Here is a 15,844-nt window from a genome sequence, read left to right as displayed (position 1 = left end):
GGAAGAAAACCATGGAACAAACTACCGAAGACACAAACTCCACTCCCGCGGCTGAGCCTGCAGAGGCAACGGAGGCCGCGCCCGTGCGTCGTCGCACGTCGCGTCGCGCAACGGCATCCGCGGGAACCCCCGCTGCCGATGCGGCCGCTGAGGCTCAGGCAGCTCCCGCTGCTGAGGCTGCGCCCGCTGAGGAGGCTCCGAAGAAGCGTGTGACTCGCACTCGCAAGAAGGCTGTTGAGGCTCCTGCTGAGGACGCGGCTCCCGCCGCCGAGGCTGCTGCGACCGAGGCACCTGCTGCTGAGGCTGCGCCCGCTGAGGAGGCTCCGAAGAAGCGCGTGACTCGCACTCGCAAGAAAGCCGTTGAGGCTCCTGCTGAGGATGCGGCTCCCGCCGCTGAGGCTGCTGCGACTGAGGCGCCTGCTGCTGAGGCTGCGCCCGCCGCCGAGACCGCGGAGGCTCCCGCCGCACCCGCGCGCCGCACCCGTGGCCGCCGTGTTCAGGCTGAGGCTCCCGCGGCTGAGGCCGCTGCCGCAGAAGAGGCCGCGAAGAACGAAGACGCTTCAGACAAGGAGCAGGCCGCTTCCTCTGACACCGAGGGCGAAGCCGCCGCTTCGAAGAACGCCGCGAACGAGTCCGAGTCCGGCTCCGATGGTGGTCGCACACGCAACCGTCGTGGACGCGGGCAGAAGGCCGAGGCTGAGGCCCCCGCCGCAGACTCCGAGCAGGCTTCGGGTGATTCCGACGACAGCAAGAATCGCAACCAGGGCCAGAACGGTAACCGCAACGGCAACGCGGGTCGCAACAGCGATAAGGCTGCGGACGAAAGCGCGACGCGCTCCAGCCGCACCCGTCAGCGTGACCGCAAGCGCCGTGGCCAGGGCGACGACTTCGAGCCCGAGATCGCAGAAGACGACGTGCTGCTGCCCATCGCGGGCATTCTTGACGTGCTCGATAACTACGCGTTTGTGCGCACGAGCGGCTACCTGCCCGGCACGAGCGACGTCTACGTCTCGCTTGGTCAGGTGAAGAAGTACAGCCTGCGCCGCGGTGATGCAGTGGTCGGCTCGATCCGCCAGCCCCGCGAGGGCGAGGGCAGCAGCCGCCAGAAGTACAACGCGATCGTTAAGGTCGACTCGATCAACGGTCGTGCCGTTGACGAGGACGAGAAGCGCGTCGACATTGCCGACATGACGCCGATCTTCCCGCAGGAGCGCCTGCGCATGGAGCTGGCTCCGCACCAGATGATCGGCCGCAGCGTTGATCTCGTTGCGCCGATCGGCCTCGGCCAGCGCGGAGTGCTCATTCTGCCGGCGCAGATCCCGGCAACCCGCGTCTTCGACGAGATCGCAGCAGCGGTCACCGAAAACAAGCCGGATGCTCACCTGATGATGGTGCTCTCCAACGCTCTGCCCGAAGAGGTCACGCAGCTGCAGCGCACGATCCGCGGCGAGGTTATCGCGGCAACGTTCGACCGCTCGGCTGAAGACCACACCACGATCGCCGAGCTCGCTGTAGATCGCGCGCGTCGACTCGTGGAGCTTGGGCACGACGTTGTTATTCTGCTCGACTCGCTCAACCGTCTGGCCCGCGCCTACGCGCAGACCCAGCCCGGTGGCGGACGCGGAACCAGCGAGTCCGCCGATGAGTACGCACTCGCACAGATCAAGCGCCTGCTCTCCGCTGCTCGCAACGTTGAGAACGGTGGGTCACTCACCATCCTCGCGACCGCGCTCACCAAGACGAAGGTCGACTCCGACAAGGTGCTGTTGCGTGAGGTTCGCCAGGTGGTCAACAGCGAGGTTCGTTTCGTTGAGACTGCCATCGGCCAGACCCCGATGGTTGACATCGCTGCGTCACACACCCAGCACGCGAGCGCGATGCTCGGCGAGGACGAGGCAAAGGCCCTCGGCACGGTGAGGATCGCTCTCGCTGAGAACGGTGCCTCCGCCAAGGTGCTTGAGCGCGTTCGTGCGGCGTCTTCAAACGCTGCGCTGCTCGCCGATATTCAGCGCTCCGGGCGACTCTCTTAGTTCTTTCCCTGGCCCTGGGCAGCTCACGCGAGCTGCCCAGGGCCATCCTGCATGAAGTCGCAGGATTAACGGTAGAGAATAGAAACATAATTGGTTCTGCGCCCGCCGCTGCAGAATGATGAGAGGCCACCAATGTTTGAACAGGTCGAAACGCTGCTCGCTGAACACGCTCAGCTGCAGGAAGAACTTGCCGATCCCGCGCTGCACGCTGACGCAGCGCGCGCGAAGAAGGTCAACCGCCGCTACGCCGAGCTGAGCAAGATCAAGGCTGCGCACGAGAGCTGGCAGCAGCTTGGTGAGGACCTTGAGGCAGCGCGCGAGCTCGCGAAGGAAGACGAGGCGTTTGCCGAAGAGATTCCTGAGCTGGAGACGTCGCTTGCTGAGGCCCAAGAGAAGGTCCGCCGCCTCCTCATTCCGCGCGACCCCGACGACGCCCGCGACGTGATCCTCGAGATCAAGGGTGGCGAGGGCGGCGCCGAGTCGGCGCTGTTCGGCGCTGACCTGCTGCGTATGTACATGTACTACGCGGAGTCCAAGGGCTGGAAAACCGAGATGCTCGAGAAAGATGAGAGCGATCTTGGTGGTTACAAGAACGTGCAGATCGCGATCAAGTCGAACGCGACCGACCCGTCGCAGGGCGTGTGGGCTCACCTGAAGTACGAGGGTGGTGTGCACCGCGTGCAGCGTGTGCCCGTCACTGAGTCGCAGGGACGCATTCACACCTCTACGACCGGTGTGCTGGTCTACCCCGAGGTTGACGCTCCCGAAGAGGTCGAGATTAGCCAGAACGATCTGAAGATCGATGTCTACCGCTCGAGCGGCCCTGGTGGCCAGTCCGTGAACACGACGGACTCAGCCGTGCGCATCACCCACGTCCCGACCGGCATCGTTGTCGCAATGCAGAACGAAAAGTCGCAGCTGCAGAACCGTGAAGCCGGCATGCGCGTGCTCCGCGCCCGCCTGCTCGCCCGCAAGCAGGAAGAGGCTGCGGCAGAGGCAAGCGCACACCGCTCGAGCCAGATCCGCACCATGGATCGTTCTGAGCGCATTCGCACCTACAACTTCCCGGAGAACCGCATCGCGGATCACCGCACCGGATTCAAGGCCTACAACCTTGACGCGGTCATGGACGGCGCCCTTGGCCCCGTCATCGACTCCTGCATTCAGGCCGACGAAGAGGCGCGCCTGGCGGACCTGGGTTCGTAGCGCGTTTTCGCCGCACCTCAGCCGGTGCTCACATCTCAGCCGGTCAGAATCGCTCGATTCTGACCGGCTGACGTGTCTGTACCGGCTGGGGTGCCTAGCTGTAGTCGGCGGTCACTGCTTTGGTGACCCCATCTAAGGTGATCCTGCCACCGTGCGGCACGATCCACTGGGGCCTCGTGTGCCCAAACGGCACTCCAACACAGATCACTGCCTCGGAGTTGTACCTCGCCACCTGATCGATGATGGTGTCGCGCTGTGCTGCGCGCAGCTGATTCCGCTGCTGTCTGGCGCCACGAGCCGCGTCTAGACCTGCCACCGGAGGTCGTGCCACCATGACTCCGGCGACAACCTCGAGAATGCCACGTTCGCCGAGCGCGCGAACCCAACGCATGACCTGGTCGGCATCGGGGAGCACCTCGCTTGTCTCGAGCAGCAGGATTGTGCCCTCGAGATCGGCTGCGGAAGGTAAGCGACCCGCAATTGCGATCTGATCAATAACCTCGATGCAGCCACCCCAGGTCGAACCCTCCACGACGCGTTGGGGTCCAGCCCACACCCACGGCTCAGTTGCCTCGCGAGTGCCGCTCTCTCGGAGCGCTCGGGGATCCGCCCAGTCAATGCCAAAGTCTTCGGAATCGCCCGGTTCGGTCAGGTCAATGCTTCCGCCGTCGAGCAGCGCCGCGCGCAACGAACGCAGATGCACCTCATCGATCCTGGGCCCTGCACCGAGATGCACCTGCGTGGACCCGCCGTAGTAGCTGGGCACCCCGAGTTGCCAGAGCAAGTTGTGCAGGTTTGTGTTGTCGCTGTACCCAAGAAAAGGTTTGGGGTTCTCTGCGAGTACCCGAGTGTCGAGATGTGGGATCACCGTGATCTGGTCGTCACCGCCAATCGTCGCGAGTACCGCCTTGATACTGGTGTCCGCAAAGGCAGCGGTGAAGTCGGCGGCCCGAGCCTCGGCGCTCGCGCCCAGTTGACGGGTCGTGGGGTACTCGACCGGGATCAGTCCGGTCGCCTCGCGAAGGCGCGTCATTGCTTGCTCGTGCACGGCTTCTGAAACTGCTGGGGCGGCAAACGCGGGGGAAAGGATCGCGACTCGATCTCCGGGGGAGGCCTTTGGGAGAGAGGCAAACTGTTGAGGGGCCATAGTGTCACCATATTGGCTTCTGAGGATGGGGTGTCTAGTTCTCGCAGAATTGGTCTGGTCGGTGTCTGACCCACCCGCTACGCTGAATCCATGTCAGACGCATCCTCAACGACCAAGGCCCCGCTCGTGGGCCCACTCGTCACGCTTCGCGCACCACAAAGCAGCGACCTCGCGCCGCTCACCGCGATCCTCGCCGAGCCCGAGGTGTCGCTGTGGTGGGTCGGCTACAACCCGGAGCGGGTGCAAGCGGAGTTCATCGACGAGCCCGAAATCTCCCGCATCATCGAGGTCGAGGGGGAGTGCGCGGGCGCCATGTTTGTGCTTCGGGGAGATGATCCCGAGTACCCGACGACGGTCATGCACCTGTTCATCGGAACCCGCTTCCGCGGCCGCCGCATCGGCGAGGAAGCCCTCGCGCTCGCGATCCGCAGCGAGTTTGCCGACGGGATCACGCGCGTCACCCTCGATCCAAACGCCAACAACGCGGGGGCCATTCGCAGTTACGAGCGGCTCGGATTCCAGCGCATCGGCATTCTGCGCGACTATCAGGTGCGGCCCGGCGGGCACCTCGAAGACGCGCTCTTCATGGACCTGACCCGCAGCGACTTTCCCCAGGGGCCGCCAATGCCACCGCGCGATTGAAACATTCCGACCGAGAGGTCACGCTAGCCCCGCACCGCCACCGACCGGAGTAAGATAGCCAGAATGCGAACCGCCACCCGACCCCTGCTCCCGTGGGTGGTCTGGGGTGTTGCGGCGATCGCATACGCGGTTGCGATCATCAACCGTTCCTCGCTCGCGGCCCTTGGCCCGGCGGCTCAGGATCACTTCGGCATCGACGCCACGACACTCGCGGCGTTCCCCGTCATCCAGCTGATTGTGTATGCGGGATTGCAGATCCCTGTCGGCGTGATGCTCGATCGCTGGGGTTCGACGGTGTTGATCCTGTCGGGTGGTGTGCTCATGATCGTCGGCCAGGTCGTCATGGCGACCGTTGCCGATGTGCGCCTTGCGATCCTCGCCCGCGTGCTCGTCGGAGCGGGGGATGCGTGCACGTTTATCAGCGTGATGCGGTTGTTGCCGGAGTGGTTTGCGCTGCGCCAGCTTGCAACGCTCGGGCAGCTCACGGGTCTCATCGGGCAGGCGGGGCAGCTTATTTCGGTGATCCCACTCGCGTGGGCGGTCAGCACCTTTGGCTGGGTGACAGGCTTTGGTGGGATCGCGGCGACTGGCCTGTTGGTCACTCTGCTTGCCACTGTCGTGCTGCGGGATCGGCCCGGTGAAGGAACCGCGTTTGAACGAATGACAGGGCGCCGAGGGCGACTCACCAATGAGGCGCGCTCGCTGGCCAACTCGCCGACCACGGGCACCTCGCTCATCGGCCCTCCCGCCACAGAAATGATGGCGATTCAGACCGCTGACGCCGCCAACCCCAAACCGAAGCGCATCTGGGACGGTCCCGTGCGGTTCTGGGTGAAGACCCGCCGGCTGCTGAGCCTGCCCGGAGTGCGGCTGTCGTATTGGGTTCACTTCACCTCACCGTTCGCCGCCAACGTGTTTCTGCTGCTGTGGGGCACCCCGTTCCTGACGGGCGGTGTGGGGCTCAGCCCCGCCGCGGCGAGTGGTTTGCTCTCGCTGACGGTGCTGTCATCGATGTTCGCGGGGCTGCTCCTCGGCCCGATTAGCTCCCGCTTTATCGAGCGCAGAGTGTGGATCAACGTCGGCATCACACTCGCCATCGCAGCAGTGTGGATCACCGTCATCCTGTGGGATGGTGCCCCGCCCGTCTGGGTCTTGATTGTGCTGCTCGTGGTGATGCCACTGGGCGGGCCTGCCTCGATGATCGCGTTCGAGGTGTCGCGATCCCACACACCTCGCAGCTTTATCGGGTTCGGTACCGGCCTCGTCAACACGGCCGGTTTCACCGCCTCGCTGCTTGTGATTCTGTTCATCGGTCTGGTGCTCGACTGGCAGGGGGCAGGATCACCCGAGAACTACTCGCTCGGCGCGTTTAAGGTCGCGTTCGCCGTGCAGATCCCTCTCTGGGCGCTGGGCCTCACGATGATTGTTGTGGAGCAGCGAAAAACCAAACGCTGGATGCAGGAGCACGGCCGCAAGCTGCGCTAGCTCACGAGTTCAACGACTGTTCATTATTCGTTCTATTCCGAGTATGCCGTTCTCGTAATTGCCGGACACCTTCACCTGGTGTGCTGTGAGTGTCGCAAATTTCGACACCGCAGCGGGACAACCCGCCTCCCCCGAAAGGCACACCTATGCGTATCCGTTTCACGAGCGCCCTCGGAATCCTCGCCATTGGCGCCCTCGCACTCACCGCGTGTTCAACTCCCGCCGAGGCAGACCCGTCAGCCTCCGATCCGAACGCTCCCATCACCTTTGCCGCGACGCCGCTGGGCGACGATCCAACAGCGGAGAACCCCATTCAGGCGTTCGCTGCACTCGTCGAGGAGGAGACCGGGCGCAAGGTCGAAATCGTTGACGTGCCCGACTACACCGCGGTTGTTGAGGCCATCCGCAACCACCACGTTGACATCGGTTTCATGAGCGGCTTTCCCTCTGCTCTCGCCGTCAACACCGGTGAAGTCGACGCGCTCATTGCCTGGCCCGGCAATGACGAACCGGTGTCAACCTGTCTGGTGCTCGATAACTCAAAACTGAAGACGCTCAAGGACATCACCCCAGAAACGGTGGTTGCGTTCGCGGATCCCGCGTCAAGCTCGGGCTACTTCATGCCGGTGGCGATGCTGCACGAGGCGGGCCTGGAAAAAGACAAAGACTACAAGGCGATGTTCTCCGGCGGACACGACATGAGCTTTACCGCGCTCAAAGAGGGCCAGGCTGACGTTGCCTGCACCTCGACGATCTTCCCGAAGATGGCGGGGCAGGGTAACGCGATGTTCCCCTTTGCAAAGGGAGAGACTCGGTCCATCGGTGAGAGCGCCTCGATGCCCGTTTCGGTGGCGGTGCTCGCCGACCAAAACCTCGCGAGCGACAAGCGCGAACTGCTGCTCAAGTCCCTGCCCGATGTCTTTACCACAAAAAACAGCAAGCGTCTCGGCGCGATGATGGAGGCCATGCAGGGTACAAAGCCTGTGCTCGAGCCGAAGAAAGAGATGTTCCAGCCGTTCGTTGACATCGCCGCAATCGCCGGCGTAGATATCTCGGACCTCGGATAGGTCGAGGGATCCACAATGTCTATGACACTCAGCAAGCCCGTGGCTAACGACGTGCACGCCCCAAACCCCAACACCGATGAGATCAGGCAGCAGCTTCCGCTGGTTTCCGTGCGCAACCTCAAGGTTGCCTACAACGAAGACGCTGTGGTGCTTGACGGCGTCGACCTCGAACTGTTTCCCGGTGAGATGGTCGCCCTGTTGGGCTCTTCGGGATCCGGCAAGTCAACCCTGATGAAGAGCCTCACCGGATTCGCACCCGTCAGTGGTGGCGAAGCGCGGGTCGTGGGGTTTGACCTCAAGAACCTGCAGCGTGGACAGTTGCGCGACGTGCGGGCCTCGGTCGGACAGGTGTTCCAGCAATTCAATCTCGTCGGTCGGCTGAGTGTGCTCACGAACGTGCTGACGGGTGCACTGCACAACGCGGGTCCGCTGAACCTCGTCGGTGGTTTTACGAGCGCACACCGTAAGCGGGCGCTGGAACTGTTGGATCGGGTCGGGATCGCACACAAAGCAAAGGATCAGGCCCGAACGCTCTCGGGAGGCCAGCAGCAGCGGGTCGCCATCGCTCGAGCCCTCATGCAGAGCCCGAAGCTCATTCTTGCTGATGAGCCGGTCGCCTCGCTCGATCCGAAGATGTCCCACTCGGTGCTCGAGCTGTTACAGCAGATCGCCCGTGAAGACGGCATCCCCGTGCTGGTGAGCCTCCACGTGCTGCCGCTCGCGCTGCAGCACTCGGACCGCATCATCGGCCTCCGGCACGGCGAGGTGCTCGTCTCGGCCCCTACCCGTCAGCTCGACGCAGCGGCACTCCAGCCGCTCTACGAGCACGATGCTGAGGAGGGTGACGCTGATGGTGCTCTCGCCGCCTGACACGGATCGTAAGAACAAATCCCAGCGCCCGCAGCTTGATGCTGCCAAGCGTGTGCGCCTCGAGCGCGCCTTCCGGGTGCCGCGCGCTCGCTTTATGCTCGGGCTGCCACTGGTTGTGCTGATCCTCATCTGGTCGTTCGTCGGAGCAAAGTTCGACTTCGCCAAGCTCGGTGAGGGCTCCGTGAACATGGTGACGTTCATCTCGCGCATGTTTCCGCCGACGTGGGAGAAATTCGGCACGATCGTGTCGCTGCTCATTGAGACCCTGCAGATGGCGGTTGTGGGCACTGCGCTCGGAGCCGTGCTGTCTTTGGTGGTCGCATTTGGGGCGGCCTCCAACATCGCACCCAAGTGGCTGTACTACCCAACACGCTGGTTAATGAACGTCATCCGCTCCCTGCCAGACCTGGTGTTTGCGCTGATGTTCGTCTCGGCGGTCGGGCTCGGCCCGTTCGCGGGCATTCTCGCAATGACCGTTGGATCGATCGGATCGATCGGCAAGGTTTTCGCCGAAGCGATGGAATCCGTTGACGACGGACCGATGACCGCGATGCGCGCGGTGGGAGCCTCACAGCGTCAGATCACCCAGTACGGTGTGCTGCCGCAGGCGGCCCCGCTTCTGGTCTCCTACACACTCCTGCTCTTTGAGGGCAACGTGCGCGGCGCGACGATCCTCGGCATGGTGGGCGCCGGAGGCATCGGCCTCGAACTCACCACGGCGATGAAGATGTATGACTACGGTCACCTCAGCGCCATCGTTATCTGCATCATCGTGCTCGTGACGGTCATCGACCAGCTGAGCGCCATCATTCGAAGGAAGATCACATGACACTCATCGACAACACCACTGCTCACTCTCTGCTCAAAAGCTCGGAGACGGGATCGCGCGAGATCCCACTCACCCCGCCCGTCAACCTGCGTGATCTGGGAGGGATTCCGGTACTGGGAGGCCGAGTCCGTGAAGGGTTCGCGATCCGCGCCGATGACCTCGCAACAGCAAGCGCGGGTTACGTTGACGGGCTCGTAAACGGTGGGTTGCGGGCCGTGATCGATCTGCGCTCGCAGGACGAGCTTGACATTACCGGGCGCGGCCCGCTTGGCGCGCAGAGCGCGGTGAGCCACCACCACGTGCCACTGATGGCGAACATCGGAAGCGCCGCGGGTGGCGTGGGCGGCTCCAACAGCACTGATGCTCACAAAAACATGATGGATCAAAGCACCTACGGATCCATGTACCTGCGAATGTTTGAGACCGCCGCACCGCAGATCGTGACCGCACTCGCGGTCATCGCTCATGCGCCGGGGGCCGTCGCGTTCCACTGCGCCGCAGGTCAGGATCGCACGGGTGTGCTGGCAGCTTCGCTGTTGCTGGCGCTCGGCGCGAGCCGGGAAAGTGTGGTTGCCGACTATGTGGTAACCGGTCAGAATTCCGAGGCGATCCAGCAGCGCATCTCGCCCGTGCTTGCGCCGCTTATTCAGCGGATGGGGTTTGACCTGAATGAGGCCGTTCGCGCGGCAACCCGTAAGGCTTTCTCGGAGGCTCCCATGCACGAGGCGCTCGACACACTCACCGAGCGCTACGGGGATCCGCTTCAGCCGCTGCGAGCAGAGGGTCTCACTGACACGCTGGTTGAGGCCCTGCGTGCACGAGCACTCGCGCCAGCGCGTGGCTGACACGGCTGTTGAGCGTCGCCCGGGACGGCCTCGAACGCAGACGCTCGACGAGCGTGTGCTGGAGGGCGTCTCGGCCTTGCTCGAATCGGGCGAGACGCTATCTGTGCGAAGAGTAGTTGAGGCGAGCGGAGTGAGTAAAGCGGCGATCTATCGCAGGTGGCCGGGAATCACAGAGCTGATCGCGGCGGCACTGGATCGTGGCCGCACGCCCTACGGCATCAGTCTTTCGGGAGACCTCCTCGAGAATCTGCTTGAGGCGTTTTCAAGCGATGGCGCCGAGGTTGGCTACTCCGAGGAGAGGCTGCGCACAAGGCTACGGCTTTCGCTCGCGGATCGGGATCTGCAGCAGACCTATTGGAACTCTCACATCACTCGACGACGGGCGGGCCTGCTGGAACTGCTGCAGCTCGGCGTCGCGAGAGGGGAGCTGCGAGCGGATCTCGATTTCGACGCGTGCTGCGACCTGATCACCGGCGTGTTTTACTACCAGGTCGTGGTGCGGGGCGACTCGCTCAGTGACCCCGCGACCCGCGACCGCTGCCGAGCGGCCCTGAGAGTCGCCTGGCGCGGCATGCTGAACCCGGGCTAGGGCGCGCTAGATTACGTAAAAGTCCGCGGCGTCGGGCATCTCGGCCGGGGCGCCGCGGCGCGGGCGACCGTGGGCCGGGATCCCTACGAGCGTCGTCCATGGGGGAGCCGAGTGCACCACAACCGCGTTGGCGCCCACAGCGCTGTCGTGGCCGAGCTCGATATTGCCGAGTAGCTTTGCGCCAGCCCCGAGGATCACGCGATCCCCAATTGTGGGGTGGCGTTTGCCGCCGTGGTGGCCCGTTCCGCCGAGTGTGACCCCGTGGTAAATGAGTACGTCGTCGCCAACAACCGCGGTCTCGCCGATAACAACACCCATGCCGTGGTCGATGAACAGTCGGCGACCGATCGTGGCACCGGGGTGAATTTCAATCCCGGTAAAGAATCTTGTGACCTGCGAGATCGCTCGCGGCAAGAACCGACGGCCGCGGTTCCAGAGCTTGTGCGACACCCGGTGCCACCACACGGCGTGCAACCCGGAGTACACAAAAAACACCTCAAGCGACCCGCGCGCTGCAGGATCGTGCGCGCGGGCCGCCGAGATGTCTTCGCGAATGCGAGAAAAAATGCTCACATGGTCCTTTTCAAATGCTTCCGTCATCCTGCGCGAGCTTGCGAGTCGCAGGATCTACCACCTGATTCTGCGACTCGTCCCTCGCGCAGAATGACAAGCGGTTAAACCGCGAGATCCTCGAAGAGTACCGTCGAGAAGTAGCGCTCGCCAAAGTCTGGCACAACCACAACGATCTTCTTGCCAGCATTCTCGGGGCGCTTTGCGACCTCGGTCGCAGCCCACACCGCGGCACCACCCGAGATGCCCGCGAGGATGCCCTCATCGGTACCGAGTGCACGAGCCTTCGCGATTGAATCGGCGAGTGTCACATCGATGACCTCGTCGTACACGTCGCGATCCAGAATGTCGGGCACAAAGTTCGCGCCCAGCCCCTGAATCTTGTGGGGCCGGCCTTGCCCTCGGTCAGCAGGGGCGAGTCGATGGGCTCAACCGCGATCACCTTGACGTTCGGGTTCTGCTCCTTGAGATACCCACCCGCTCCGGTAATGGTGCCACCGGTGCCGATGCCTGCAACAAAGATGTCGACGCTGCCGTCGGTGTCGTTCCAGATCTCTGGGCCAGTGGTGGCGCGGTGGATCGCGGGGTTCGCCGGGTTGCCAAACTGCTTCGCGAGCACTGCGCCCGGAGTGTTCGCCGCGATCTCCTCGGCCTTCGCAACCGCGCCCTTCATGCCGAGGGGGCCCTCGGTGAGCACAATCTCGGCGCCGTACGCTGCGAGCAGCTTGCGGCGCTCAACGCTCATGGTCTCGGGCATGGTCAGGATCACGCGGTAACCGCGGGCGGCTCCGACAAACGCGAGCGCGATTCCGGTGTTGCCACTCGTGCCCTCGACGATCGTGCCGCCGGGCTTCAACTCGCCCGAGGCCTCGGCCGCATCAATAATTGCGATGCCGATGCGATCCTTCACGCTGCCCGCCGGGTTGTAGAACTCGAGCTTTGCGTAGACGTCAGCGGCCGCGCCGTCGGTGACGCGGTTCAGCCGCACCAGTGGGGTGTTGCCGAATGCCTGCGTAATGTTTTCGTACGTCCGTGCCATGAGAGGCTCCTTCGAGTGCTCGACCAAAAATCCTTCACAAACTATAGCGTCAGCTTATCTGAGGATTATTCCCACGTTATGTACTGTGACGAAGCATGACCTGGGATATGGCAGAGTGGAGCGGTGACACACGACCTGAACACGCTGCTCGAAGAAATCCGTGCTGAACTGGCCGAAGCCGGCATCGAGGATCCGGTAGCCGACGCCGAGCTCATCGTCGGACACGTGCTGCAAGAATCTCGCGGTCGTGTGCAGGCGCTCGCCGTGATGGGGTCCGCAGTGACTGCCCAGCAGGCGGACGCGATCCGCGATCTCGCAGGGGAGCGCGCTTACCGCGTGCCGCTCCAGCACCTCACTGGAAAGGCGCCGTTCCGCGGTATCGAGCTGGCGGTTGGGCCAGGGGTGTTTATCCCGAGGCCAGAAACGGAGTCTGTCGCGCAGTTCGCCATCGATGCGCTGCAGCAGGTTCCAAGCGCTGAACCCATCGCCGTGGACCTCTGCACCGGCAGCGGCGCGATCGCGCTCTCACTCGCGAACGAGGTGCCCACCGCTCGAGTGTGGGCAGTCGAGAAGAGCGTCGAAGCGCACGCCTGGGCCAGTCGCAACGTGACCGCGCTCGGTGGGGGCCGCGTCGAACTGACGCTGGGCGACATTGCGGATCTCGACCGCCGAGACTGGGAATCCACGCAGCTTAGTCGATCCTTCGCGCCGCTGCGGGGTCGAGTCAATGTGCTCGTTTCGAACCCGCCATACGTGCCGGCAGACATGGTGCCCCGGGATCCTGAAGTTCGGGATCACGACCCCGAGCTCGCGCTCTACGGAGGCGCCGACGGCCTCGATATTGTGCGCATTATTAGTCGTGTAGCGCGGGATCTGCTCGTGCCGGGAGGCCTGCTCGTGCTTGAGCACGCTGAACTGCAGGGGCGCATGATCCGGGATCTGCTTACCGCTGATGGCTGGCGCGCGGCCGCGACCCACCAGGACCTCACCGGCCGCGATCGCACCACTACTGCAATTGCAAACGACGACTAAAGGGATTTGCATAAGCAACGTGCCCTAAACTTGCGAGTTATGGCCGAGGTCTTTGACTGCTCTGATAGTTCCCAGCTGCTTTCGGGTACCCGCACTGCGCGGCACGCCCTTGGGCGGGGTGAACTTGTTGTTCTCCCCACCGACACTGTGTACGGGGTCGCGGCTGACGCGTTCAGTCCCGACGCCGTGCAGCGGCTGCTCGACGCGAAGGGGCGCGGCAGGCAGTCGCCGCCGCCGGTACTGATCCCGAACTCTGCGACGCTCGCAGCGCTCGCGGCAGAGGTGACAACTCCTCTGAGTCAGCTGGCCGAGGCCTTCTGGCCCGGTGCGCTCACCATCATTACGCAGGCAAACCCATCGCTGAGCTGGGATCTCGGTGACACGGGCGGCACGGTGGCGCTGCGGATCCCGAACCACCCCCTCGCGCTTGAGCTGCTGCGGGAAACCGGGCCTCTCGCGGTCTCGTCCGCAAACAAAAACGGCGAACCGGCCGGGCGCACCGCCGAGGCCGCGCGCGAAATGCTCGGAGATTCGGTTGCGGTCTACCTCGAAGCTGGTGAGAGCGACGGCGACGGTCTCGCCTCGACGATCATCGATGCAACCAAGCTCACTGAAGAGGGCGGTAGTCTGCGCGTCTTGCGCCAAGGGGCCGTCAGTCGCGAGGCGATCGCTGAGCTGCTGCCAAAGGTGACGATCGAAGAGTAACCATGGCGTACCTCATCGCGTTTTTGATAGCGGCGGCTGTGACCGCGGTGGCATCCTTTGTGGTGCTCCGCCTCAGCCGACGCTTCAAGCTCGCGCCCGAGGTGAGGGCCCGCGACGTACACAGCACTCCCACGCCCCGGCTCGGCGGCATCGCCATGCTGCTCGGAGTCTTCGCCGCGTTCGGGATCGCTGGAACGCAGAGCGAATTCGCCTCTCTCTTCGAGGGAAGCAGCGAGGTCTGGGCGCTCATGGGCGCCTGCGCCATTGTTGCCGGGGTCGGAATTCTCGACGACTTGCTTGACCTCGACTGGATGATCAAGCTTGCGGCCCAGCTTGCGGCCACGGGGTTGCTTGCCGTGAACGGCTTGCAGATCATCTCGCTGCCGTTTGGCGACACGAGGGTTGTCGCGTCCCCTGCCGTGAACTTTGTGCTCACAGTTTTCTTGATGACGCTCGTCATGAACGCGGTGAACTTTGTTGATGGCCTTGACGGTTTAGTGGCGGGCGTCGCGATCATCGCAAACTCGGTCTTCTTTATCTACACGAGGCTGCTGACCCAGCAGGTTGGGGCTGACGAGTCCGTCACGTTTGCCAGCCTTATCGCCGCCGTACTGGTCGGAATCTGCGTTGGTTTCATCCCCTTCAATTGGCACCGGGCGCGCATGTTTATGGGAGACACCGGTGCGCTCCTCGTTGGCCTGCTCATGGCGACCTCGACAGTCTCAGTTACGGGACAGCTCACCCCCGGCGTTCTCGATATGAATCTGGTGCTCGCGAGCTACGTGCCGATCATTCTTCCGATTGCCGTACTCGCGCTGCCTCTCATCGACTTCTCGCTCGCTGTGATCCGGCGCCTGAAGGCGGGCAAGAGCCCGTTCACCGCGGATCGCCTTCACCTGCACCACCGATTGCTCGATATGGGTCACTCGCCGCTGCAAGCGGTGCTGATCTTCTACCTCGGCACTGCGGCTCTCTCCGTGGCCATGTTGCTCGTGTTTACGACGCAGGCCTTCCTCTGGCCGATTATTGTGCTCGTCGTTGGGGGAGTGGCGACTCTGCTGATGCTGCTGTTCCCCGCCGAGCGAGTGCGTGACGCAGCTGCTCAGCGGGGCTTGATAACGTTGAAGCGCACAAAACCACAGAAGCTCGCGAAGCCCGCACCCGGCTCCGCAAACGAAAGGACCGTCGAGTGACTACTCCCGCGCTGCCCGAGTCGAATGAGTCGGGAACCGGGACGATGCCCACCTCCCAGCCGATCCTGTTGCGCGCGCTGCGCTGGGGCATCATTGCCACCGTTGCGCTCATCGTAATTTTTGCTGTGATTGGGTGGCTCGTGGCCGACTCCCGAGGACTTATCGGTGGGGTGCTCGGTGCCGCCATCGGAGGTGTGCTGCTTGGCATTACGGTCGGCAGCATCGCATTCGCGAATCGGTTTATCGAGAGCCCCTCGTACATCATCATTTTCTTCAGCATTGTGCTGGGCTCGTGGGTCGTGAAGTTTATTGGATTTATCGTCGCAGCCGTTCTTCTGCGCGATCAGCCCTGGCTTGATCCGACGATTATGTTCTTTGGAATCATCTCCGGAGTGCTTGTTTCGGTCATCATTGACGTGCTCGTGGTGACGAAATCACGCATTCCTTACGTTTCTGACGCACCCGAATCCTGATTTCGGTTTCGTTTGACCTCAAAACATTGTTAGGATTGTGCTTGTCCCTGCCAGGCCGCTGAATAGTGGTGTGTCTAGAAGTGCCGGGGGCACGACCATCGTTCGACGAAGTGCAGACTTGA

Annotated in this window: 15 protein-coding genes and 1 pseudogene; 13 read left to right on the top strand and 3 right to left on the bottom strand. The window is 63.3% G+C overall.

The window, feature by feature from the left end; translation table 11 throughout:
* Positions 1-11 precede the first annotated feature (11 nt).
* Together rho and prfA are read left to right on the top strand one after the other, a co-directional pair.
* Positions 12-2,030 carry a transcription termination factor Rho gene (gene rho / locus G7068_RS05390; protein WP_166289953.1) on the top strand — a complete coding sequence of 673 codons (2,019 nt, stop codon included), beginning with the start codon at positions 12-14 and terminating at the stop codon, positions 2,028-2,030.
* A gap of 132 nt (positions 2,031-2,162) precedes the next feature.
* Positions 2,163-3,236 carry a peptide chain release factor 1 gene (gene prfA / locus G7068_RS05385; protein ID WP_166289950.1) on the top strand — a complete coding sequence of 358 codons (1,074 nt, stop codon included), beginning with the start codon at positions 2,163-2,165 and terminating at the stop codon, positions 3,234-3,236.
* Positions 3,237-3,330: 94 nt separating this feature from the next.
* On the opposite strand, the gene G7068_RS05380 is transcribed toward prfA, so the two are convergent.
* Positions 3,331-4,383 carry a S66 family peptidase gene (locus G7068_RS05380; RefSeq protein WP_166289947.1) on the bottom strand — a complete coding sequence of 351 codons (1,053 nt, stop codon included), beginning with the start codon at positions 4,381-4,383 and terminating at the stop codon, positions 3,331-3,333.
* A 90-nt stretch (positions 4,384-4,473) separates the two neighbouring features.
* On the opposite strand from G7068_RS05380, the gene G7068_RS05375 reads away from it, so the two are divergent.
* From G7068_RS05375 to G7068_RS05345, 7 genes are all read left to right on the top strand, one after another.
* Entirely contained in the window at positions 4,474-5,025 is a 552-nt protein-coding gene (locus tag G7068_RS05375; RefSeq protein WP_166289944.1) for a GNAT family N-acetyltransferase, read from the top strand.
* Between the two features lie 63 nt (positions 5,026-5,088).
* Complete coding sequence (locus G7068_RS05370) at positions 5,089-6,510, top strand: MFS transporter (protein WP_166289941.1); 1,422 nt, start codon at positions 5,089-5,091, stop codon at positions 6,508-6,510.
* A 146-nt stretch (positions 6,511-6,656) separates the two neighbouring features.
* Positions 6,657-7,577, top strand: a complete 921-nt coding sequence (gene phnD, locus G7068_RS05365) for a phosphate/phosphite/phosphonate ABC transporter substrate-binding protein (RefSeq protein ID WP_166289938.1) — start codon at positions 6,657-6,659, stop codon at positions 7,575-7,577.
* A 15-nt stretch (positions 7,578-7,592) separates the two neighbouring features.
* Positions 7,593-8,447 (top strand): phosphonate ABC transporter ATP-binding protein, encoded by an 855-nt coding sequence (gene phnC, locus G7068_RS05360; RefSeq protein WP_205881356.1) that lies wholly within the window; start codon positions 7,593-7,595, stop codon positions 8,445-8,447.
* On the top strand, positions 8,428-9,276 hold the full coding sequence (phnE, locus tag G7068_RS05355) for a phosphonate ABC transporter, permease protein PhnE (protein WP_166289935.1): 849 nt from the start codon (positions 8,428-8,430) through the stop codon (positions 9,274-9,276). The genes phnC and phnE overlap by 20 nt, the downstream gene beginning before the upstream one ends.
* Positions 9,273-10,121: a tyrosine-protein phosphatase gene (locus tag G7068_RS05350; protein WP_166289932.1), complete on the top strand. Its 849-nt coding sequence runs from the start codon at positions 9,273-9,275 to the stop codon at positions 10,119-10,121. Before phnE ends, G7068_RS05350 begins: the two co-directional genes overlap by 4 nt.
* Complete coding sequence (locus G7068_RS05345) at positions 10,114-10,710, top strand: TetR/AcrR family transcriptional regulator (protein ID WP_166289929.1); 597 nt, start codon at positions 10,114-10,116, stop codon at positions 10,708-10,710. The genes G7068_RS05350 and G7068_RS05345 overlap by 8 nt, the downstream gene beginning before the upstream one ends.
* Positions 10,711-10,716: 6 nt before the next feature.
* On the opposite strand, the gene cysE is transcribed toward G7068_RS05345, so the two are convergent.
* Complete coding sequence (gene cysE / locus G7068_RS05340) at positions 10,717-11,310, bottom strand: serine O-acetyltransferase (RefSeq protein ID WP_166289926.1); 594 nt, start codon at positions 11,308-11,310, stop codon at positions 10,717-10,719.
* 74 nt (positions 11,311-11,384) lie between these two features.
* A pseudogene (gene cysK / locus G7068_RS05335) lies at positions 11,385-12,319 on the bottom strand (cysteine synthase A).
* A gap of 123 nt (positions 12,320-12,442) precedes the next feature.
* On the opposite strand from cysK, the gene prmC reads away from it, so the two are divergent.
* Genes prmC through G7068_RS05315 form a run of 4 tightly spaced genes read left to right on the top strand, consistent with a single transcriptional unit; the run spans position 12,443 to position 15,722 of the window.
* Complete coding sequence (gene prmC / locus G7068_RS05330) at positions 12,443-13,351, top strand: peptide chain release factor N(5)-glutamine methyltransferase (protein ID WP_244304696.1); 909 nt, start codon at positions 12,443-12,445, stop codon at positions 13,349-13,351.
* Positions 13,352-13,390: 39 nt separating this feature from the next.
* Positions 13,391-14,056 (top strand): L-threonylcarbamoyladenylate synthase, encoded by a 666-nt coding sequence (locus tag G7068_RS05325; protein WP_166289923.1) that lies wholly within the window; start codon positions 13,391-13,393, stop codon positions 14,054-14,056.
* A gap of 2 nt (positions 14,057-14,058) precedes the next feature.
* Positions 14,059-15,249, top strand: a complete 1,191-nt coding sequence (locus G7068_RS05320; protein ID WP_166289920.1) for a glycosyltransferase family 4 protein — start codon at positions 14,059-14,061, stop codon at positions 15,247-15,249.
* Positions 15,246-15,722, top strand: a complete 477-nt coding sequence (locus G7068_RS05315) for a Cg1360 family ATP-synthase-associated protein (protein WP_244304694.1) — start codon at positions 15,246-15,248, stop codon at positions 15,720-15,722. Before G7068_RS05320 ends, G7068_RS05315 begins: the two co-directional genes overlap by 4 nt.
* Positions 15,723-15,844: the final 122 nt, after the last annotated feature.

The organism is Leucobacter viscericola (assembly GCF_011299575.1).
GTDB classification, from domain to species: Bacteria; Actinomycetota; Actinomycetes; order Actinomycetales; family Microbacteriaceae; genus Leucobacter; species Leucobacter viscericola.
Note: the sequence above shows the minus strand (reverse complement) of the source record. Positions and strands in the feature narration are given on the sequence as shown.

Excerpts from the sequence above, each read along its gene's own strand:
- rho (WP_166289953.1), top strand. The coding sequence starts at position 12 with ATGGAACAAACTACCGAAGACACAAACTCCACTCCCGCGGCTGAGCCT.
- prfA (WP_166289950.1), top strand. The coding sequence starts at position 2,163 with ATGTTTGAACAGGTCGAAACGCTGCTCGCTGAACACGCTCAGCTGCAG.
- G7068_RS05380 (WP_166289947.1), bottom strand. The coding sequence starts at position 4,383 with ATGGCCCCTCAACAGTTTGCCTCTCTCCCAAAGGCCTCCCCCGGAGAT.
- G7068_RS05375 (WP_166289944.1), top strand. The coding sequence starts at position 4,474 with ATGTCAGACGCATCCTCAACGACCAAGGCCCCGCTCGTGGGCCCACTC.
- G7068_RS05370 (WP_166289941.1), top strand. The coding sequence starts at position 5,089 with ATGCGAACCGCCACCCGACCCCTGCTCCCGTGGGTGGTCTGGGGTGTT.
- phnD (WP_166289938.1), top strand. The coding sequence starts at position 6,657 with ATGCGTATCCGTTTCACGAGCGCCCTCGGAATCCTCGCCATTGGCGCC.
- phnC (WP_205881356.1), top strand. The coding sequence starts at position 7,593 with ATGTCTATGACACTCAGCAAGCCCGTGGCTAACGACGTGCACGCCCCA.
- phnE (WP_166289935.1), top strand. The coding sequence starts at position 8,428 with ATGGTGCTCTCGCCGCCTGACACGGATCGTAAGAACAAATCCCAGCGC.
- G7068_RS05350 (WP_166289932.1), top strand. The coding sequence starts at position 9,273 with ATGACACTCATCGACAACACCACTGCTCACTCTCTGCTCAAAAGCTCG.
- cysE (WP_166289926.1), bottom strand. The coding sequence starts at position 11,310 with ATGACGGAAGCATTTGAAAAGGACCATGTGAGCATTTTTTCTCGCATT.
- G7068_RS05325 (WP_166289923.1), top strand. The coding sequence starts at position 13,391 with ATGGCCGAGGTCTTTGACTGCTCTGATAGTTCCCAGCTGCTTTCGGGT.
- G7068_RS05320 (WP_166289920.1), top strand. The coding sequence starts at position 14,059 with ATGGCGTACCTCATCGCGTTTTTGATAGCGGCGGCTGTGACCGCGGTG.